Genomic DNA, 21499 nt, shown 5'->3' with positions numbered 1-21499 from the left:
CCTCGCTCCTTCTTAGGTTGCTACCTCCATTATAATGGTCATTACGAAGAACATCAATGAACGAACTATGACAAATATATCCTGTATCATCTTTCATTCCTTAAAAAAAACGAGACTAAGATTTAACTTAGCCTCGTTATTTCAATTCAATTATTGCCACCATACTATTGTTAGGAATGTTAATACAAAAGTAAATGCAATCAATGCCCCGAAAAATAAGAAAAATGCAGGGAAACTATGATTTTTTTCACTCATATGCATGAAGTAGTAAAGTTGTAATACTACTTGAATGCCAGCAAGTAATAAAATAATTGGAACAATAAAGTATTTAGAAAAATCAGCTGCTACCGCAGAGAATGCAATTAGAGTTAAGAAAATCATAATTGCAAAAGTTGTTACTTGGCTACGCATAGCTTGCTTTCTTTTTCTTTTCAGATATTCAAACTCTGTTTGTGATTTTACATAGACTTGAGCGTCGTGTGACATGTTAACCAACAACTCCCATCAAGTATACTACTGTAAAGATGAATACCCACACAACATCGATGAAGTGCCAGTATAAAGAAGCAGTATAGTATTTTGGTGCATTATATAAACTAAATCCACGTTTTGCATTTCGTACAATTAATAAAATAATCCAGCCTAAACCAATAACAACGTGAAGACCATGCGTACCAACTAATGTAAAGAATGAAGATGAAAAAGCACTTTGTCCATATGTGAAACCTAAATGTACATAGTGATTAAACTCATAAATTTCTAAACCTAAGAACGCTAATCCTAAGATTACAGTAATTGCTAACCAAGTTTGCATTCCTTTAAAGTTATGATTTTTCATATGGAACATCGCGTATACACTTGTTAAGGAAGACGTTAATAGTAACATCGTCATAACAAACACTAAGGGTAATTCAAATAACGTATTAGTTGAGAATTCCATTCCACTTGGACCTTTGTTTTTAAGCGCTAAATACGTTGCAAACAAACTCGCAAATAGTACAGTTTCTCCACCTAGAAACAGCCAGAAACCTAAAAATTTATTTTTACCTTCAAGGGTAGACTGTTCTGGGTGATCTGGCCAAGATTGTGGGGTGTACTTTTTATTAAAGTCCATTATTTTTTACCCCCTTCATCATCCATTAAATCTTCTTTATGAATATGATATCCATGGTCATCTTTTAGTGAACGAACTGCCATAGAAGCTAAAGTAATAGCTAAGCCAAGAACTAAAACAGGAATAGCCCAATCTTTTTCGCCATTATAAAGTGCACCGAAAGCAGCTACGAATAAACCGAATGTCATAACAAAAGGAATAAAAGAGTTATTTGGCATATGAATATCAGAAAGTGGTTCCGCATATGTCATACCTTCTTTATTACCTTCTTGTTTTTCAATCCAGAAAGTGTCAAGTCCACGAACAAGTGGCGTTTGTTTAAAGTTATAGAATGGAACTGGTTGTGGAATTGCCCACTCCAATGTACGTCCATCTTCCCAAGGGTCATTACCAACTTTTTCATTCTTAACAACAGTGATAATAATATTAATAACCAGAATAATAACCCCGATTGCCATGAAAATAGCACCGAAAGAACTGATTGCGTTAAATAGATCCCAACCTTGATCTGCTCCGAACGTAAATACGCGACGAGGCATACCCATTAATCCTAAGAAATGTTGGATAAAGAACGTCATATGGAATCCGATAAAGAAGAACCAGAACGTCCATTTACCAAGTTTTTCACTTAGCATTTGGTTAAACATTAAAGGCCAGTACAAGTGTAGTGCTGCTAAAATAGCGAGTACTACTCCACCAACGATTACGTAGTGGAAATGGGCAACGATAAAGTACGAATCATGTAATTGGTAGTCTAGCGGAGCAGCAGCTTGCATAACTCCAGTTACACCACCTGCTACGAATGAAGGGATGAACCCTAATGCGTATAGCATCGGTGTCGTAACTTTAATACTACCTCCCCAAATCGTAAGCAGCCAGTTAAATATTTTCATACCAGTAGGAACAGCAATTGCCATTGTTGCAACTGCGAAAATAGCATTAGCTGTTGGTCCTAAACCAACTGTGAACATATGGTGAGCCCAAACCATGAATCCTAAGAAACCGATTAATACAGTTGCAAATACCATGGATGAGTATCCAAATAGGCGTTTACGTGAGAATATAGAGAAAATCTCAGAGAATATACCGAAAGCAGGTAATATTAAAATATATACTTCAGGATGTCCAAATATCCAGAATAAATGCTCCCAAATAATTGTATTTCCACCCATTGTATGATCAAAGAAATTTGCTCCAAACATACGGTCAAAAATCATGAAGAAAAGTCCGATAGTAAGTGGTGGGAAAGCAAATAATATTAACGCACTTGCAACAAATGTTGTCCATGTCATTAATGGCATACGCATGTATGTCATACCAGGAGCTCTCATATTAATAATCGTTACAAGAAAGTTAATACCGGCTATATATGTACCGGCACCGGATATTTGAAGTCCTAGTGCATAAAAGTCAATCCCATGGCCTGGTGATGCAAGAGATAAAGATGCGTATGAAGTCCATCCTGCATCAGGCGCTCCGCCTAAGAACCATGATAAGTTAAGGAAAATTCCTCCAAAAAGGAACATCCAAAAACCAAGTGCATTTAAGAATGGGAACGCAACGTCACGAGCCCCAATTTGTAAAGGTACAACTGCATTCATATAACCAAACAATATTGGCATGGCCGCAAGGAAAATCATGGTTGTACCATGCATTGTAATAATTTCATTAAATAGTCCAGCACTTACAAAATCATTATCCGGTTTTGCTAATTGAATTCGAATTAGCATTGCCTCGATACCACCGATTACGAAAAATAAACCACCGGCAGCAAGGTAAAGGATAGCGATTTTTTTATGGTCGACTGTCGTTAAATAGTCCCATAGAGTTGCGCCAAAGCCTTTTTTCTTAGCGATAGAACTCACAACTTTAACCTCCCTCATAATTATCTGTCGAAATTATTTTTCAACAGAAAGTCCCATTAGATATTCTGCAAGAGCGTCTAACTGCTCTTCACTAAATTTTTCGCCATTGTTAATTTTTTCAGGCTGAGGCATTAAGTTACCTGGTTTATATTCTTGAGGATTATTAATCCATTTTTTCAAACTTTCTTCATCGTGAGTCATGAAACCAGCAACACGGTTGCGATCACCGAATGCAGCTAAGTTTGGCCCAACTCCACCAGTAGAACCAGCACCAGAAGTTGCATGACAAGCGATACAGCTTGTATTAAAGATTTCTTCACCTTGTGTAGCAAGATCACCTTCTGCAGTATGTACAGTAGTTTTCATTGCTTCTGCCCAAGAATTGAAGTCTTTGCGATCAAGTGTTTTTACTTTGAAATCCATTAAAGCATGAGAAGGACCACAAAGCTCTGCACATTTCCCGTAAAATACTCCATCTTTCAGTCCAGCCGATTCTTTATCAAATTCTAGATAGAATTGGTTTACGTTTTCTACGTTCGTATCCATCTTACCACCAGCTGTTGGGATCCAGAATGAATGTTTCACATCAGCTGCTTTTAGATTAAAGTAAACCTTTTCACCAGTAGGAACAACAAGTTCTTGAGCAGTTACAATACCTAAATCTGGGTATTCAAACTCCCACCAATAAAGTTTAGCAGTTACATTAATTGTAAGAGCAGTTTTGTTTCCATCTTCATCCACATGATCCATTGCTGCAACATCTGCATGTTTATAAGTATACATTACTGTTGGAACTGCAAGTATTAATAATAGGACAATTGGAATAGCTGTCCAAATAACTTCCAGTGTATGACTTCCTTCCACTTGTTTAGGAATAACGTTTTCTCCAACTTTTGTTCGACGGAATTTCACTAGAGCAACTACATAAATAATTACTACGACTATAATAACTAAAGCCATAATAGCAGATGATAGTAGTAATAAATTAAATTGATCTCTACCGACTTGTCCAGCAGGTGTAAGCGTTGATAAATATTCTTCGCCACAACCCGACAAGAAAATCGTAAGAGCTGCTAAAAGTGAAAAAAGTCGCCATTTTTTAAGCCCTTTCATCATAGCTAAATCAAACCCCTCTTTCATAATTGTATTCATGTTCATTGGACTGTGGTTCTCTTCTATATGAATTCTTGTTGACTAAAGAAAGAATTCCAGTAGTTAAATAAAAATGGAGAAGATAATCATTGATACAAAAAGAATGGTCATATAGTTTAACGAATAGATAAACATACGAGTAGCCCATTTTATATCATCTTCTGCTCGGAAACCTTTGATCGATAGTAATAACCAGCCAATATTCAGCACCGTTCCTAATACGACAAAAGCAACTCCTAGTTCCATAAGTAAAAATGGTAATGGAAACAATAGTAAAATCCAAAGAAGCATCGATACCTTAGTTCGTTTAAATCCTTTAACTACAGGTAACATTGGTATGTTAGCTGCTCTATATTCTTCTGTGCGCTTCATTGCAAGTGCATAAAAATGCGGTGGCTGCCAAGCAAACATTATTAAAAATAATGCCAATGCACCTAAGCTTAAACCTGGTTCTACTGCTGCCCATCCAATTACTGGAGGTATTGCACCAGAAATACTACCAACTATAGTATTGCTGACATGCCTTCTTTTCGACCACATAGAGTATAAAACAACGTAACTAATGATTCCCGCAAGTCCCCAAACTCCCGCAGAAGGCGAAGCCAGAAACAAAAAGATTTCACCTACAATCAATAATGCAAAAGAAGTTATCAGCACGGCTGTTGGAGTAAATCTTCCAGTTACTGTTGGTCTGCCCTTTTTACTTTTCATGACAGGGTCAATATCACGATCGATATAGTTATTCATCGCTGCAGAGCCGGCTATAATAAGTGCTGCTCCAAAGAGCGTAAAGAATATTAAATCTAATTCCTTTAGAAAATTACGGTTAGTAAATTGAAAAGCTAACCACAAACCTGTAAACGTCGTAACTAAATTTGAATTAACTATCCCGATTTTAATAAGTGATAAGAAGTCCTTATAAAATGATGTAGAAACGGGATCTGTTTTCGGTTCGTTAGTTGCGGTTATCGAATGACCATTTGACATGCTGCCCCTCCTTTCAAAGTTGTAAGCATTTTCCGCTACATTATACTATATCGAAAATACTTTGAAATTTCTATAGAGAATAAAGATTTCCGAATAATAAGTTCTATATACTTTTTATAAATAGTTAGAACATATCAATAATAAATCATTTCTTGCTTCTATTTGTGAAGGTTCAAGCACGAATTTATGAACAATTTGTGAATTGACCTTATCGTCTACAAGTGTTCAATCGTTTTACATTGTATTTTCTTTCATGTTTCGATATTATCTATAAGCAGATACCGTCTTTAATAGACGAGCAATATATACATAAAGTAGGTGGAGTATTGCACATTCATAAATATTTAAAATGGTTGGCTATTGCTTCTTCTGTTGGTATGCTTCTAATCCTCTTAGGTGGAGCACTTGTTACAAAAACCGACAGTGGCATGGGTTGCGGGAGGCATTGGCCAGGTTGTAATGGTCAACTAATACCAGATGAAATTACCGCGGAAGTATTAATTGAATTCTCACATCGCCTTGTAACAGGAGCTGTTGGTATATTAATACTCGCTTTAGCTATTTGGGCTTGGCGTGCGTTAGGACATGTTCGTGAGACAAAATTTTTAGCATTCATGGCTGTCTTTTTTTTAGTATTACAAGCTCTTATTGGCGCTGCACAAGTGAAATGGGGACAAGGTGATTTTATTCTCGCACTTCATTTTGGAATCTCACTTATTTCATTTGCGGCTGTACTCTTATTAACCTTATTAATCTTTGAGGTTGATCGGAAGTTTGATACAGATAAAATTAATATCGGTAAAACACTAAGATTTCATACCATCGGTGTAACATTATATTCTTATTTCGTTATTTATACTGGGGCTCTTGTTCGTCATACTGAATCTAGTTTAGTATGTCTCGATTGGCCATTATGCCGTAATAACGAGTTCTCTCTTCCAACGAACTTATACGAGTGGATTCAAATGGGACATCGAGCAGCTGCAGGTTTAATTTTTATCTGGATATTAATTATCACGATTCATGTCATTAGAAATTACAAAGACCAACGCGCCATTTATTGGGGCTGGATTATTTCTTTAGTCCTCGTAACTACTCAAGTTTTATCAGGAATGTTTGTTGTGTTAACAAAACTTAATTTGTTTGTTGCATTATTACACTCCTTAGTCATCTCACTTCTTTTTGGATTATTATGCTATATGATCTTATTATTATCCCGTAGTAAAACAAGAAAATAATAAAAGGCTGTTTGACAATGATTTGTCAAACAGCCTTTTTTTATTCCTTATCCATTTCAATTAGTAGATCACCCGTTGCAATAGCTTCTCCAGCTACAACATAGATTTCTTTCACAATACCATTAAACGGAGCTTGTACCGTTGTTTCCATTTTCATTGCTTCCGTAATAAGTAAATGTTGCCCTCTTTTTACCTTACTTCCAGTGGCAACTGCAACTTTCAATACAGTTCCTGGCATTGTTGCTCCAATATGTCGTTCATTCGTCACATCCGCTTTTGGTTTAGCAATGTGACTTACTTCAATATTCATATCGAGAATGGAAATTTCACGTGGTTGTCCATTTAATTCAAAATAAATTATTCTATTTCCATCATGAGTTGGATTACTAATGGAAACTAATTTAATAATCAATGTTTTCCCTACTTCAATCTCTACCTCAATCTCTTCTCCAAGTCTCAAACCGTATAAGAAAGTTGGTGTGTCTAAAACAGAAACGTCACCAAAATTCTTTTCTGTCTCACTGTATTCTTCAAATACTTTTGGATACAGTGTATAAGCTAGAATTTCTTGGCTAGTAACTGGACGCTCAAATTTATGAAATAACAACTCTTTTACAGCTTCGAAATCAACTGGCTCTAATAACTCACCTGGTCGGACAATAATAGCTTGGCGATCCTTTAAAATGACTTTTTGAAGCTCTGCTGGAAAACCACCATACGGCTGACCAATATAACCTTCAAAAAATTCTATAACCGAGTCTGGGAAGTCAATCGTTTTCCCTCTTGTAATGACAGAAATTTCATCCAAGTTGTTTTGTACCATGAATAAAGCCATATCTCCTACCACTTTAGATGAAGGAGTAACTTTCACAACATCTCCAAATAGTAAATTGACACGAGAGTACATTTCTTTTACTTCTTCCCATCTCTCACCTAAACCTACTGCTTTAGCTTGTTGCTGAAGATTACTATATTGACCACCTGGCATTTCATGGACATATATTTCCGTATGTGGACTCATCATGCCACTTTCGAAAACTTGATAATACTTCCGAACATCCTCCCAGTAATAGGAAATTTTTTCAAATGCATTTACATCCCCAATCACTTCTCGATTGGAGCCTTTCATTGCATAACTTAAACTGCTAGCGCTAGGTTGAGAAGTTAGTCCTGCCATGGAACCTAATGCAGTATCTACAATATCTACTCCTGCTTCAATCGCTTTTGCATAAGTGAAAATTCCATTACCACTTGTATCATGTGTATGCAGATGAATTGGGATATCCACTGTGCTTTTAAGCTCACTCACTAAACGATATGCTGCTTCCGGTTTTAATAATCCAGCCATATCTTTAATCGCTAAAATATGCGCACCTGCAGCCTCTAATTCTTTCGCCATCTCTTTATAGTATTGAACGGTATATTTTGTGCGAGAATCATCTAAAATGTCTCCTGTGTAACAAATAGCTGCTTCTGCTATTTTTCCTGATTGTCTTGTTGCGTCAATTGCAACTTCCATTCCTTTGATCCAGTTTAAGCTATCAAAAATTCGGAAAACATCGATACCAGCTTCTGCAGATTCTTGAATAAAATCACGAATAACATTATCAGGATAGTTTTTATATCCTACTGCGTTAGCCCCGCGGAATAACATTTGGAATAGTACATTTGGAATCATTTCACGCATTTTTATTAATCGATCCCAAGGATTCTCCTTTAAGAAACGATACGCCACATCAAAGGTAGCCCCTCCCCACATTTCATAAGAGAATAAATTATGCATACCTTGAGCTGATTGATTGGCAATTTCAAACATATCATGAGAACGAACTCGAGTTGCTAATAGTGATTGATGGGCATCACGGAATGTTGTATCTGTTAGTAGGACACCTTGCTGCTCTTTCACCCACTTAATAACTCCTTCAACACCTTGTTGTTCTAAAATTTGTTTTGTTCCAACTGGAGGTGCTTGAGATATATCAAAATTCGGCATTCTAGCAGCACCAAATATTGGTTTTGACTTTTTCTCAATACCCGGAAAACCATTAACAGTGACATTGCCAATATAGTTTAATAATTTGGTTCCTCTATCTTTCCTTTTTGGAAATAGAAATAACTCTGGTGTTGAATCAATAAAACTTGTATTAAACTTTCCAGAAATGAAACTTGGATGTTTCACTACATTTTCTAAAAAAGGAATATTAGTTTTAATTCCACGTATTCTAAATTCCTGTAAGTTTCGATTCATTTTAGCTGCAGCCTCTTTAAATGACATACCCCATGTTGAAACCTTTACGAGTAATGAATCATAATAAGGTGTAATTACAGCACCTTGAAATCCGTTACCTGCATCCAGACGCACCCCAAATCCTCCACCTGATCGATAAACCATCAGCTTTCCTGTATCCGGCATAAAATGATTTAAAGGATCTTCGGTAGTGACACGTGATTGTATAGCAAATCCAAACAATGGAATATTTTCTTGACTAGGGATCCCCATTTCTTCACTTGGTAATGTTATACCATCCGCGATTTTAATTTGTGCATGTACAATGTCAATACCCGTAATCATCTCTGTAATCGTATGCTCTACTTGAATACGTGGATTTACTTCAATAAAGAAAAATTCATGATCTGTTACTAAAAATTCTACAGTACCAGCATTTACGTATGAAACATTTTTCATTAATTTAACAGCAGCTTGACATATTTTATCTCGAAGTTCAGCATTTAAAGAATTGGATGGTGCAATTTCTACAACCTTTTGATGTCTTCTTTGAATCGAACAATCCCGTTCATATAGGTGAATTAAATTACCTTCTATATCTCCTAGTATTTGCACTTCAATATGCTTTGGTTGATATATAAATCGCTCCACATATACTTCGTCCGATCCAAATGCAGCTTTGGCCTCTGATTTAGCACGTTCGTACGCACTTTCTAAATCATCTTCCGTTTGAACCACACGCATTCCTCGGCCTCCGCCACCTAAAGAAGCTTTAATCATCAAAGGATATCCATGAGCTGCTCCAAAGCTACGAACTTCTTCTATACTTTCTACTGGGCCGTCGCTACCCGGTATGACAGGAATTCCCGCTTTTACCGCTTGATCACGCGCTTTTACTTTGTCACCAAACATATCTAAGTGTTGGGAAGTAGGACCGATAAAAATAATTCCTTCTTCTTCGCAGCTTCTAGCAAAATCAACATTTTCTGATAAAAAACCGTAACCAGGATGAATAGCATCAGCCTTACTTTCTTTGGCAATGCGAATGATATCCTCAATATCTAAATAAGCATCTATCGGCTTTTTACCTTCTCCAACTAAGTAAGACTCGTCCGATTTGAAACGATGAAATGAACCACTATCTTCTCTTGAATAAATCGCTACAGTACGTAAGTTTAACTCGGTACAAGCACGAAAAATTCGAATAGCAATTTCCCCTCTGTTTGCCACGACTATTTTTTTAATATTATTCATCCCATTACACCCCTTATCATTTTGTTTTCTCGTGCTTCACAAACATGGAAACATTCATTAATATTCCAATAGCAGCAGATAAAATGATGACGGAAGTTCCTCCATAACTAATAAAGGGAAGAGGAACTCCAGTAAGTGGAATAATCCCCAACATTCCACCTAAATTAACAAATGTCTGAAAACCAATGATACTTCCAATACCAGCGGCAATCATTCGAGCTTGAGGATCTCTCGTAGATATAGCAATCGATATCGCTTTAAACACAATAAAAAACAAACCACATAAAACAAATAATACACCAAAAATACCAAGTTCTTCTGCAATAATTGCCATTATAAAATCTGTATGTGGTTCAGGTAAATAACCGAATTTTTGATTAGAATTTCCCAACCCTAAACCTTTTAGACCGCCCGAACCTATCGCGATATAGCCATTTACAATCTGATATCCATATCCTTGTTCATAGTCAAATGGATTAAAAAAGGCTTCTAACCTTCCTCTACGATGGGGTGTAAGTAAAGCATCTTTCATGACATAAATAGCAAACAAGCCCATTGTTATTACTATGCTTATCAAACCAATTATTTTAGCAAATGATTTAAATTTAATTCCACTTGATGCTATTACTGAAATTGCAACAAAGCTAATAATCAGTGTATTTCCAACATCTGTTTCCATCATGATGGAAACAAATACAAAAAACAATACCACCAAAGGCGGTCCAACTGACTCGTTTAATTTATTTAACGTCCCATTCTCGTGTTTTTTTGTAAATATACCTGCAAAATATAACACTATGATTATTTTAGCAATTTCAGAAGGTTGAATATTTCCAAAGCCCAAATAAATCCAACTTTGAGATCCACTTTCTCCACCAGATCCAATAATGTGGACTAGAAATAATAAGGAAAACATGACTAATAACATAAGTTGCATCATGAATCTGCTTTTATAATGCTTATAAGGAAAAATAGAAGCCAAAAAGAAAGCTGGAAAAGCCAATAGCAAATTTAATTTTTGCTTATTAAAAAAATAATCAGGTTCCCGTCCATACTTTATAACTGACCAACCCATACTAGCACTATAAATCATGACTAATCCAAACAAGCACAATGCCAAATAAACAAAAAATAGTGGATAATCAAAATTACGTAAATATCGTTTTAAATATGTAATCATGGTAAAAACCTCAATTTCTTTAGATAGAAAAAAAACTCAAACATTAGCTTTGTTTGAGTTTAATATTTATTTTTCTGTGTGGATATCATGTAAAACGGACAATTCTTGTTCAAGTGAAGCAATTATTTCTTTCCCCTCACTTCTCTCCAAAAGCCCAAGTTTTACCGCAAAATCTATTTCACGCGATAATCCAAACATTTGAGTGTCCAAAACCTCTTCATAAAGAGGACATTGAGGCATCGTTAAGTTATCCATTTGCACTTTTATCAGTTGTGCAATCTTTTCCGCATCTTTTTTCAAAAGCTCCAGCGCTTTATCTTGATACGAGAGTTGTATATTAGTATCCATGAGGACGCCCCCATTATTATTATTTATCGTTCTTCATCTCCCTAAAGTGTATCTTTTGCCTAGAAGAATTGCAAGTATTCTCTTTTTCAACTTACCGAAATAATGAAATATTCTTTTGAACTTTTCATTTTAACGGTATACTAATATTGAATAGATAGTTTAGAGGAGGCAATTTCTTTGGAATTTATTATCCCTATTAAAGGTGCAGTTAAATTTAATATAACGCTTGACCCTACAGTTTGGATTTTTGATGATCGTAAAATTGATTTAGATGATTTTTTTTCTGGTGAATACGAGTACAAGGATGAACTAGAAGAATATGCAAAAGTTACTTCCGCTCACTGGTCTCGTGAAATTATTGAAGGTTCAACCACCCCCCCAACATTAAAAACTGAAAAGAAATATGAACGTACAAAAGTATTAACAAGTACATTTGGTATAGATTTAAAGCAATTTATTTTTAACGCTGAACCCTTAAAGGATGCTACTTCCCTTATTATTGAAACAACCGAGGGTGAGCATTCTATTCCATTCGAGGAATTAGATTCTTTATTATTAAAATTTAGTCATAAAGGGAAGCCTCTTAAAGAAGATGGTCCAGTTCATGTGTTAAAAAAAGACGGTTCAAATATTAATAATCCAATCAAATTTGTCAAAGCATTCCGCATAGAATAGGAGATGTCTATATGAAAGTCCAATGTGTCATTTGCGAACGAATTGACGAACTTCCTGATGACTTACCGCTTGCAAAAAAACTTAGAAATCGCCCTATTCATACGTATATGTGCAAAGAATGTCATGACCGTATAGAAGAAAAAACAAACAAACGATTGGCAACAGGAAAATTTATCTTTTATAAAAGCTCCCGTTTAATCGAAAATGAATTTTAATAAGAAAAGCGCAAGTGCCCTTTAAGTGCAATACCTGTTTTGTCTCGCTTTCGGAGGTCTTTGGACAGATCTATTGCTATATCATTACCGATTGATTTTTAAGAGAGGCTGGTCGTGACTGACGTCACGACCAGCCTCTCTTTTTTCGGTAATCTTATGGCGTTTGTCTGTCCGTCGCCCTCCTTCAACAGTACGAATAAGGTTAAAATCTTTTTGGATAATGAGTGAAAAGATGCTTTCCAACTCATAAAGGAAGCACCCAAAGATGCAATTTCGGGTGCTCTAGTACTCTTCTAAACAATAGATGCTAACTATTTTTTGGTCATATACTCTTTTACCAGTAGAAGAAAATTAGCAGAATTGCTCTTCTTAAAGATTCTTGCTAGCTAACAGATCCATCCTGTCTACCTTACCTTGTATATAATCCTCTGTATTTTCCTATCGTTCAAAGTACCAGTGACTTTATGCACTCAAAAACTATATACTTCCTTATCTTTTAGTTGTCCTATCTTTTATGATTGAATTGAAAACATTTTACTTGATTGTAGTGGAAGGCGGCGCCTCCAGCGGGATGATTGAGACAGATGAGACATCACAACGGACGCGTGAGCTACGGTGATGGCTCATCGCTCACCCCGCGGAAAGCGTCCGCCTATAACGGAAATCAACAGTAGTATTGATTCTTTCTTTTTCTCCAAAATATCTGAAACACTGGATTAATGGAACGGAAAATTATATACTTTCTTATTCTATAAGAAAAGCGCTAATCGTGCCCTTTAAGTACAAACCTGTTCGCAGAATTTCCAGATTGCTTTGGAATGGACTTTAGCCAAATCATTACCGAGTAATTTTTAGGAGGGTGGGATCGTGACGAGCATCACGATTCTACTCTCCTTTTCTATAATCTTGCGGCTTTCGTCCTAAAGTTACCCTCCTGCAACTTTAGGCAATAGGTAAGTGCTGTTTTGGATAATTGAGAGAATAGATTAATCCTTACTTATGTTGAAAGCTCCCGAGATGCAATTTCGGGAGCTCTTTTGCAACTATATAAGTTGTATGCTAACTATTTTTTGTCATATGTTCTGTTTTGAGTTAATTTCATAAATAGTACTTTGTCATTAAATACGAACATTTATCACGTTGATAGTAGCGGCAGGCGGTGATGGCTTTTCGCTCCCCCCCCCGCGGAAAGCGTCTGCCTATAGCGGGAATCAACTATACTTTATTTCGCTTAAAATATATATTTCTTGCTATCAGATTAATAACTTTGTTTTGCATGTAATCCATGATAGTTTTTTATTCTTCCGACTACCATGAACACTGAGTTCAAGGCACATCGATTTTATATACTTTCTAATCATATAAAAAAACAACTCCACTACCTTAAGGTAGTGGAGCTGTTTCTTTTTTCGAGTCGTAATCGAATCTTATAAACAATTAAAATTAAGGCTGCTACGATTAATCCCTCTACAACCGGAAGGAAAAACGCTAAAAATGTCAACATTAAACATCCTAATAATAAGAAAAGATAAATGACTAAGTTTTGTTTGAAATGTAATTTTTTCGCAAATCCAAGCTTGTACACAAGTAAGGATAGTAAAAAAATGACTAAAAATAATACATAACCCGCTATATCGAATGATGGCATTGTCTCGTAAATAAAACGCGAAATACTAGACATTCTATCAAGTACGAATTGCTGTTCCTCCAAGGTTATTCACCCTTTCAGTTCCTATTCAAGTTCTGCACTTTTCTTTTTCTTTGTAACACGTTCACGTTCACTCTTCTCTAGAATCTTTTTGCGTAAGCGAATTGATTCAGGCGTTACTTCTAGGTACTCGTCATCACCTAAGAACTCTAATGCTTCTTCAAGACTTAAGATACGAGGTTTTTTAATAACGTTCGTTTGGTCTTTGTTAGCTGAACGAATGTTTGTTTTTTGTTTCATTTTTGTAATGTTAACAGTGATATCAGCATCACGAGTATTTTCACCAACAATCATACCTTCGTAGATTTCAGTACCTGGTTCTACGAATAATGTACCGCGGTCTTCAATCCCCATCATACCGTAAGTAGTTGATTTACCAGTTTCCATAGAAACAAGTACACCTTGGTGACGTCCACCAACACGACCTGCAACTACCGGCTGATAGCTATCGAACGTATGGTTAATAATACCAAAACCTTTTGTTAGTGACATGAATTCTGTCGAGTAACCAATTAATCCACGAGCTGGTACCATAAAGATTAAACGAACTTGGCCATTTCCACTGTTGACCATATCAACCATTTCACCTTTACGTGTACCCATTGATTCAATGATCGCACCTACACAATCTTCAGGTACATCAATTTGAACTCGTTCAACTGGCTCACATTTTTTACCTTCAATTTCACGAATAATTACTTCTGGTTTTGATACTTGTAATTCATAACCTTCACGACGCATATTTTCGATTAAAATCGACAAATGAAGCTCTCCGCGACCTGAAACTACCCATGCATCTGGAGATTCTGTATCATCAACACGTAAAGATACGTCCGTTTGTAATTGAGAACGAAGGCGCTCTTCAATTTTACGTGATGTAACCCATTTACCTTCGCGACCAGCGAATGGTGAGTTATTTGTTAAGAATGTCATTTGTAATGTTGGTTCATCAATACGTAATGGCGTTAAAGCATCTGGATGATCTGTAGGACAAATTGTTTCACCTACGTTAATATCCTCCATACCAGAAATTGCAATTAAATCTCCAGCCTTTGCCGATTGAATTTCTTCACGTTTTAAACCGAAGAAACCGAATAATTTTGTTACACGATAGTTTTTAACTTTACCATCTAGTTTCATCAAAGAAACCTGTTGACCTACTTCAACTGTCCCGCGGAATACACGACCAATACCAATACGACCTACATAATCATTATAGTCAAGTAATGCTACTTGGAATTGTAATGGATCTTCTGAATTATCAACTGGTGCTGGGATTTCTTTAATAACCAATTCGAATAGAGATTTCATGTTTTCTTCTTGGTTAGCAGGATCTGCATCTAGTGAAGAAGTACCATTTACACCTGAAGCATAAACAACTGGGAATTCTAGTTGGTCTTCATCAGCACCTAATTCTATGAATAATTCTAAAACTTCATCTACTACTTCTAGTGGACGAGCTGAATCTTTATCTACTTTGTTTACTACAACGATAGGAGTTAATTTTTGTTCTAACGCTTTTTTCAATACGAAACGTGTTTGAGGCATACAACCTTCATATGCATCTACTACTAATAAAACTCCATCTACCATTTTTAAAATACGTTCTACTTCACCGCCGAAGTCAGCATGTCCAGGCGTATCAAGAATATTGATACGTGTACCATGATAGTCTACTGCTGTATTTTTAGCTAAAATCGTAATACCGCGTTCACGCTCGATATCATTCGAGTCCATCGCACGTTCTTCAACGTGTTCATTTGAACGGAAAGTACCTGATTGTTTTAATAATTGGTCAACTAATGTCGTTTTCCCATGGTCAACGTGTGCTATAATTGCAATGTTTCTTATATCTTGACGTAAATTTGTCATTTTTCCACTCCATATTCTTTTTTCGAGTCCATAACTGTGCTATTATATCACAAGTAGCACTAAAGTAATAATATTTTTCAATATTTTTTTTGGAGGTAATCATTTTGGGTAATGTAAAATGGATTTTTGTTCTATATTCTTTTGGTGCAATTTTATCGATGGCACTTATTGGAATCGCAATCGCACTTCGCAATATTCCTCTAATTTTCCTGTTTCTTGCTTTACTTTTTGTCGTTATGGGATTTGGTTTTAAGACAAAGAAAAAAATGCGTGAACAAGGATTGTTATAGTATACATTCAGCAAGTAATCACTTGCTGAATTTTTTTATTTTGGCATTGTAAACATTCTAAAAAACAGCAACCTAATTTGACCTTTATTTTAATTGGATATAATTGGATAATAATTGCTCGTGTAAGCCAGGTTTTGAAATAATAAAGGTGTTTTGCTGCAATAAATTAATCGGTTCGTTAGTCAGTGTAGTCACAACTGCACCTACCTCCTTTGCAATCACCATGCCTCCGGCAATATCCCACGGTGATAATCTCATCGACATGTATGCATCTAATCGACCTGTAACAACATATGAAATCTCAATAGCAGCTGATCCATAAGATCTTGACCCTCTCACTGTTTGTAAAAGTTTAATCATACCTTCATGCTGTATATGCTTATTCGGAATGACCCAGCTAGCATTTACTCCAACAATAGATTGTTCCACACTGGCAATTTCTACTGTAGGAATACGGATATCGTTTGAAAAAGCCCCTTCTCCTATTGTTGCACTTAATAAATCATCTTCCATAACATTGTAAATATAACCAAGAATCCCTACACCATCTTTGTAAATTCCTAAAGAAATAGCAAAGTTCTTTTTTTGATGAATAAAATTCATCGTGCCGTCTATTGGGTCTAGCATCCATACATATCCATTTAAATCATGGATCTCGTCTCCAAATCCTTCTTCTCCAAATATTCGATGATCCGGTAGATCTCTTTTAATATGATTGATAAAATATTGTTCGGTTTCTTTATCAATATTTGTTACTAAATCATTCGCTTCTGACTTCGACTCAATTATTAGTGTGGATGAGAAAGAAGATTTAATGTTATTTGCTGCTTCTTTAATTAATGATTTCGCATATTTATCAAGAGTATGTATGTTCATTTCAACCATCCTTTCCAAAACGTTACCTTTAGTATAAAGAAAAAAACACCCGCTGTCTTTCTAATTAGCTGGTGTTTTACGGTTCTATAGAAGGTAAATCTTCAATCGAGTGCATTTAGCTCCCCCAGAAGTTTGTGTATTTCTATCAGCTGCATTTTTGATTCCTTTATCTCTTTTTCATTTTGACTATTCATTGCGTCAAATAAAGTAGCAAGTTGGTAATCCAACTCCAATTTTAATGTTTGAATTCTTTCTTTTTCCACGTCATTTTTGCGAATAATTTGCACAACCTGTCTCATCATTAACACCCCTTCCCTTTTATTATAACTAAATATTCAGAACGTTTTATATAATTTATGCCATCAACTAACTTATGTTGACTGAAAAATACTACCTACATGATTTTTACCCATATTTCCGATAAAATAAACATAGAAAGTGAAAGGAGTTTACATATGAGCAATTTTTTTTGGAAAGACGAGGATTTTGATGTATTTCAAATAGATGGTCTAGAAAACAGGATGACCGCACTTATTAAAAATGTCAGACCAAAATTTGAGGAGCTAGGAAAACAATATAGTCTCTATTTTTCAAGTGCACTAGGGGATGAATACTTTCCACATGTAGCAAAACATGCACGACGCTCCGTTAATCCACCAAAGGACAGTTGGGTTGCTTTTGCTCCGTATAAAAGAGGATATAAAGCACTACCACATTTTCAAATTGGGTTATGGGGAAGTCATCTTTTTATCATTGTAGCTGTCATCTATGAAGCACCTGATAAAGTAGCCATAGCAGAACGATTATTAAAGAAAAAAAGTTTGTTTAAAAAATTGCCAGCTGACTTCATTGTATCTGGAGATCATATGAAGCCTGAAGCAACTCCTCTGAAACAAGCAAAAGGCGATGAGTTGGAGCAATTATTAGTAAGATTACGTGATGTGAAAAAGGGAGAATTTTTAGTAGGTCGACATATGGCCAGAGAAGAAGTAGTAAAGCTAACGGAAAATGAATTCTTTAAACTTGCGGAAGAAACTTTTGAACAGCTTCTACCTATTTACAAAACAATGATCAATCGGAAGTAAATAAAACCACCTATAGCTTTGTAGTTATAGGTGGTTTTATTAGTTATGCTTTAATAATAGCGCTATCTTCTAGTTCCTTCATCTTTTTTACGATTGGGTAGCTAGCGTAACCACTTTCTTTTTCAAACTCACGGAAATATGTTTTTTCTTCTGCAATAGAAGGAACAATTTCTTTAAAGCGTCTGTATTTTTTTAGTAACTCTTCTCGTTTAACGCCCTTTTCGTACGCATTTTCAATTACTTCAAAAAATTGTACTACATCTACTATTTCATCTGTAGACCAATCTAAAGAAAAAGGATATGTGTATTCCATTTTTATACTCTCCTATACTTGCCATTTTTTTCGAACTTCTAACGCTTCAGAAACCATTCGTTTGATAAGCTCTTCTGTAGAGGGCACATCTTTGATTAAACCGACAGATTGCCCTGCCCATCCAAATCCTTTATCTATATTCCCCTCATAGATAAACTGCTTATTTGCTTCACCACTAACAAAATCCTTTAAAGTATCATATGTTGATTTTTCCTTTTCGATACGTAAAATTGTTTCCGTCCAGCTGTTTTTAATCGCTCTTGCTGGAGCACCAATGGTTCTTTTAATTACTGTAGTGTCAGTTTCTTCGCTAGACAATAAAGCATTTTTATATGCTTCTGAGGCGTGAACGCATTCTTTTGTAGCGATAAATCGAGTGCCCATTTCAATTCCTTCGGCTCCAAGTGCATGAGCTGCCATCCAGCCTCTCCCGTCAGCAATTCCTCCTGATGCAATCACCGGAATCGATACTGCATCTACTACTTGTGGAATTAATACGATCGTTCCAATATCATCTCTACCTAAATGACCTCCACCCTCTTGACCAACAACCATTATAGCATCTGCTCCAAGTTGTTCCGCTTTTTGTGCTTGGCGCTTAGCTGCTACAAGCACTAATTTCTTTACGGGCGTACCTTTGAGTTTTTCTAGAATAGGTGCTGGATTTCCACTGGTCATGGAAATAACAGGTACTTTTTCATCTATTGCTACTTGTAACATATGCTCATAGGCTCTTCCCGTTTGCCCTATAGCAAAATTTACACCGAACGGTTTATCTGTAAGTACTCTGACTTTACGTATTTCTTCTCGCAATTCTTCTGGTGTTTTCAAGCTCATGGCTGTAACTTGGCCTAGACCACCTGCATTCGAAACAGCTGCACATAATTCAGAATATGCTAAATAAGCAAGTCCCCCTTGAATAATTGGATAGTTTATTCCCAATAATTCAGTTACCCTTGTTTGAAAAATCATCCCTATCCCTCCCATAGCTCTAAGTGTAAAAGAATTAGCATCATGATTCAATTCACAAAGATTTTTATAGTAATAGAATTAACGAAGTGCTATAATTTCATTTGTTTTAAAAAAAAAATATTAGAGGTGGTATGAGCGTTGTCACAATTAGAAACTCCATTGTTCGATGCACTACTGAAGCATCGAAACCGTCATCCTATCCAGTTTCATATTCCTGGGCATAAAAAAGGGAAAGGGATGGACCCTGCATTTCGAGAGTTTGTTGGAGATAATGTACTTTCCATAGATTTAATCAATATCGCCCCTTTAGATGACTTACATTCCCCTAAAGGTGCCATTAAACAAGCTCAACAATTGGCTGCCGAAGCATTCGGGGCTGATGAAACGTTTTTCTCTGTACAAGGGACAAGCGGCGCTATTATGACAATGATACTTACTATTTGTGGTCCTGGTGATAAAATACTTGTTCCACGAAATGTGCATAAATCAATAATGTCTGCGATTGTTTTTGCAGGGGCAATTCCTGTTTTTATTCATCCAGAAGTAGATGTAGAATTAGGTATTTCCCATGGTATTTCAGTAGAATCGGTTGAAAAAGCATTAAATGAACATCCTGACGCAAAAGGATTATTAGTTATTAATCCTACTTATTTCGGATTAGCAGCTGACCTGAAGAAAATTGTGGACATTGCCCACGAAAGAGGAATTCCAGTAGTAGTGGATGAAGCACATGGCGTGCATATTCATTTTCATAATTCCCTTCCTATTTCAGCGATGGAAGCAGGAGCTGATATGGCTGCAACTTCCGTTCATAAATTAGGTGGCTCTATGACACAAAGTTCTATTCTAAATGTTAGGAATGGACTTGTTTCTACTAAACGTGTGCAATCCATTTTATCCATGCTTACAACAACATCTACCTCGTATCCTCTTTTAGCCTCTTTAGACACAGCTAGAAGACAATTAGCCATTCACGGTGAGGATTTAATCGGTGATGTCATTGACCTTGCTAAGGATACGCGTAAACGTATAAATGAAATTCCACATATTCGATGTGTTGGCGAAGAAATTTTGCATTCTTCCGCAACATTCGATATGGATCCAACCAAATTATTAATTAGTGTGAAAAATTTAGGGATGACAGGCTATGAAGCAGAAATATGGCTGAGAGAAAAAGCTAATATTGAAGTAGAACTTTCTGATCTATATAACATTCTTTGTTTAATAACACTTGGGGACTCCAAAAAAGAAACAAACTTACTAGTAAACGCACTTACTCGTATGGTTGAAGCTCATGAATCTGAAGCTGTAATTGTTGAACCATCCGTTACTTTACCTGATATTCCAGAACTTGCAATGTCACCTCGTGATGCATTTTACGCTGCAACAGAATCAATTCCCTTGTCAGATGCTAGTGGACGAATTTCCGCAGAATTCGTTATGGTATATCCACCTGGAATTCCTATTTTTATTCCCGGGGAAATAATTACGCAAGGAAACATCGATTATATTCAGATGAATATAAAAGCTGGTCTACCTGTACAAGGACCAGAAGATGATACTTTAGAAATGATTCATGTTATTAAAGAAGATTAAGTAAGAAAAGCGCAAGCGCCCTCTAAGGACAAAACCTGTTTTGTCTCGTTTTCGGGGGTCTTTGGACAGACTTATTGCTATATCATTACCGATTGATTTTTAAGAGAGGCTGGTCGTGACTGACGTCACGACCAGCCTCTCTTTTCTTGGTAATCTTATGGCGTTTGTCTGTCCGTCGCCCTCCTTCAACAGTACGAATAAGGTTTAGATCTTTTGGGATAATGAGTGAAAAGATGCTTTCCAACTCATAAAGCTTCAGAGGAGGACAGTCTAAGTTCGCGACTTCATGGTGCTCCTGCGCAAAGCTCGTGCAAAATAAAAGAACATTTCGCAACGACTGTCTGACCCGCATCGTGCGGGCCTTCTATTCCTATCGTTCAAAGTACCAGTGACTTTATGCACTCAAAAACTATATACTACCTTATCTTTTAGTTGTCCTTTTTTTATGATTGATTTGAAAACATTTACTTGATTGTAGTGGAAGGTGGCGACTCTAGCGGAGGCCAACAGGATGTTGGTCACGAAGGCGTTG

General features: G+C 36.2%; 20 protein-coding genes. 6 read left to right on the top strand and 14 right to left on the bottom strand.

The genetic code is table 11. From position 1 onward, the window contains the following. Positions 1 to 150: 150 nt before the first annotated feature. The 5 genes from ctaF to cyoE form a co-directional block, all read right to left on the bottom strand. A complete protein-coding gene (gene ctaF / locus MHB48_RS05480; RefSeq protein ID WP_342600534.1) occupies positions 151 to 486 on the bottom strand; it encodes a cytochrome c oxidase subunit IVB in 336 nt (111 codons plus the stop codon). A gap of 1 nt (position 487) precedes the next feature. Beyond that, complete coding sequence (locus MHB48_RS05475) at positions 488 to 1114, bottom strand: cytochrome (ubi)quinol oxidase subunit III (RefSeq protein ID WP_342600533.1); 627 nt, start codon at positions 1112 to 1114, stop codon at positions 488 to 490. Then, positions 1114 to 2979, bottom strand: coding sequence for a cytochrome c oxidase subunit I (locus MHB48_RS05470; protein WP_342600532.1), 1866 nt, complete (start codon positions 2977 to 2979; stop codon positions 1114 to 1116). Before MHB48_RS05470 ends, MHB48_RS05475 begins: the two co-directional genes overlap by 1 nt. 33 nt (positions 2980 to 3012) lie before the next feature. Further along, positions 3013 to 4095, bottom strand: a complete 1083-nt coding sequence (gene coxB / locus MHB48_RS05465; protein ID WP_342601301.1) for a cytochrome c oxidase subunit II — start codon at positions 4093 to 4095, stop codon at positions 3013 to 3015. Positions 4096 to 4194: 99 nt separating this feature from the next. Beyond that, entirely contained in the window at positions 4195 to 5118 is a 924-nt protein-coding gene (cyoE, locus tag MHB48_RS05460) for a heme o synthase (protein ID WP_342600531.1), read from the bottom strand. 326 nt (positions 5119 to 5444) lie between these two features. On the opposite strand from cyoE, the gene MHB48_RS05455 reads away from it, so the two are divergent. Continuing rightward, positions 5445 to 6356: a heme A synthase gene (locus MHB48_RS05455; protein ID WP_342600530.1), complete on the top strand. Its 912-nt coding sequence runs from the start codon at positions 5445 to 5447 to the stop codon at positions 6354 to 6356. Between the two features lie 40 nt (positions 6357 to 6396). Here the strand turns inward: MHB48_RS05455 and pyc are convergent, their stop codons facing one another. From pyc to MHB48_RS05440, 3 genes are all read right to left on the bottom strand, one after another. Then, a complete protein-coding gene (gene pyc / locus MHB48_RS05450) occupies positions 6397 to 9837 on the bottom strand; it encodes a pyruvate carboxylase (RefSeq protein ID WP_342600529.1) in 3441 nt (1146 codons plus the stop codon). Between the two features lie 16 nt (positions 9838 to 9853). Then, a complete protein-coding gene (locus tag MHB48_RS05445) occupies positions 9854 to 11017 on the bottom strand; it encodes an FtsW/RodA/SpoVE family cell cycle protein (RefSeq protein WP_342600528.1) in 1164 nt (387 codons plus the stop codon). Positions 11018 to 11083: 66 nt separating this feature from the next. Next, positions 11084 to 11365: a YlaN family protein gene (locus MHB48_RS05440; RefSeq protein ID WP_340918690.1), complete on the bottom strand. Its 282-nt coding sequence runs from the start codon at positions 11363 to 11365 to the stop codon at positions 11084 to 11086. 177 nt (positions 11366 to 11542) lie between these two features. Here MHB48_RS05440 and MHB48_RS05435 point away from each other — a divergent pair, with 177 nt between their 5' ends. Both MHB48_RS05435 and MHB48_RS05430 read left to right on the top strand, forming a co-directional pair. Next, the gene (locus tag MHB48_RS05435) at positions 11543 to 12040 is read left to right on the top strand and encodes a peptidyl-prolyl cis-trans isomerase (protein ID WP_342600527.1); all 498 of its coding nucleotides are present in this window, start codon (positions 11543 to 11545) and stop codon (positions 12038 to 12040) included. A gap of 11 nt (positions 12041 to 12051) precedes the next feature. Beyond that, positions 12052 to 12255, top strand: a complete 204-nt coding sequence (locus MHB48_RS05430; RefSeq protein WP_342600526.1) for a YlaI family protein — start codon at positions 12052 to 12054, stop codon at positions 12253 to 12255. Positions 12256 to 13633: 1378 nt separating this feature from the next. On the opposite strand, the gene MHB48_RS05425 is transcribed toward MHB48_RS05430, so the two are convergent. Then, positions 13634 to 13966, bottom strand: coding sequence for a YlaH-like family protein (locus tag MHB48_RS05425; RefSeq protein ID WP_342600525.1), 333 nt, complete (start codon positions 13964 to 13966; stop codon positions 13634 to 13636). 21 nt (positions 13967 to 13987) lie between these two features. Further along, positions 13988 to 15835, bottom strand: a complete 1848-nt coding sequence (gene typA / locus MHB48_RS05420; protein ID WP_342600524.1) for a translational GTPase TypA — start codon at positions 15833 to 15835, stop codon at positions 13988 to 13990. Between the two features lie 104 nt (positions 15836 to 15939). On the opposite strand from typA, the gene MHB48_RS05415 reads away from it, so the two are divergent. Beyond that, complete coding sequence (locus tag MHB48_RS05415; RefSeq protein WP_342600523.1) at positions 15940 to 16125, top strand: YlaF family protein; 186 nt, start codon at positions 15940 to 15942, stop codon at positions 16123 to 16125. 84 nt (positions 16126 to 16209) lie between these two features. Here MHB48_RS05415 and MHB48_RS05410 read toward each other — a convergent pair whose 3' ends face one another. Both MHB48_RS05410 and MHB48_RS05405 read right to left on the bottom strand, forming a co-directional pair. Then, positions 16210 to 17001 (bottom strand): inositol monophosphatase family protein, encoded by a 792-nt coding sequence (locus MHB48_RS05410; RefSeq protein WP_342600522.1) that lies wholly within the window; start codon positions 16999 to 17001, stop codon positions 16210 to 16212. Positions 17002 to 17102: 101 nt separating this feature from the next. After that, the gene (locus MHB48_RS05405; protein WP_340918674.1) at positions 17103 to 17303 is read right to left on the bottom strand and encodes a hypothetical protein; all 201 of its coding nucleotides are present in this window, start codon (positions 17301 to 17303) and stop codon (positions 17103 to 17105) included. Between the two features lie 153 nt (positions 17304 to 17456). On the opposite strand from MHB48_RS05405, the gene MHB48_RS05400 reads away from it, so the two are divergent. After that, entirely contained in the window at positions 17457 to 18086 is a 630-nt protein-coding gene (locus tag MHB48_RS05400; RefSeq protein ID WP_342600521.1) for a DUF1054 domain-containing protein, read from the top strand. A gap of 43 nt (positions 18087 to 18129) precedes the next feature. Here MHB48_RS05400 and MHB48_RS05395 read toward each other — a convergent pair whose 3' ends face one another. Next, positions 18130 to 18399: a UPF0223 family protein gene (locus tag MHB48_RS05395; protein WP_342600520.1), complete on the bottom strand. Its 270-nt coding sequence runs from the start codon at positions 18397 to 18399 to the stop codon at positions 18130 to 18132. Between the two features lie 12 nt (positions 18400 to 18411). Further along, positions 18412 to 19371: a nitronate monooxygenase family protein gene (locus MHB48_RS05390; protein WP_342600519.1), complete on the bottom strand. Its 960-nt coding sequence runs from the start codon at positions 19369 to 19371 to the stop codon at positions 18412 to 18414. A 138-nt stretch (positions 19372 to 19509) separates the two neighbouring features. Between MHB48_RS05390 and MHB48_RS05385 the strand changes: the two genes are divergently transcribed. Continuing rightward, a complete protein-coding gene (locus tag MHB48_RS05385) occupies positions 19510 to 20967 on the top strand; it encodes an aminotransferase class I/II-fold pyridoxal phosphate-dependent enzyme (protein ID WP_342600518.1) in 1458 nt (485 codons plus the stop codon). Positions 20968 to 21499 lie beyond the last annotated feature (532 nt).

The sequence above is a fragment of the Psychrobacillus sp. FSL H8-0483 genome (assembly GCF_038637725.1).
GTDB lineage: Bacteria > Bacillota > Bacilli > Bacillales_A > Planococcaceae > Psychrobacillus.
The sequence above is the reverse complement of the archived record's forward strand: the minus strand, read 5'-3'. Positions and strand labels throughout refer to the sequence as shown.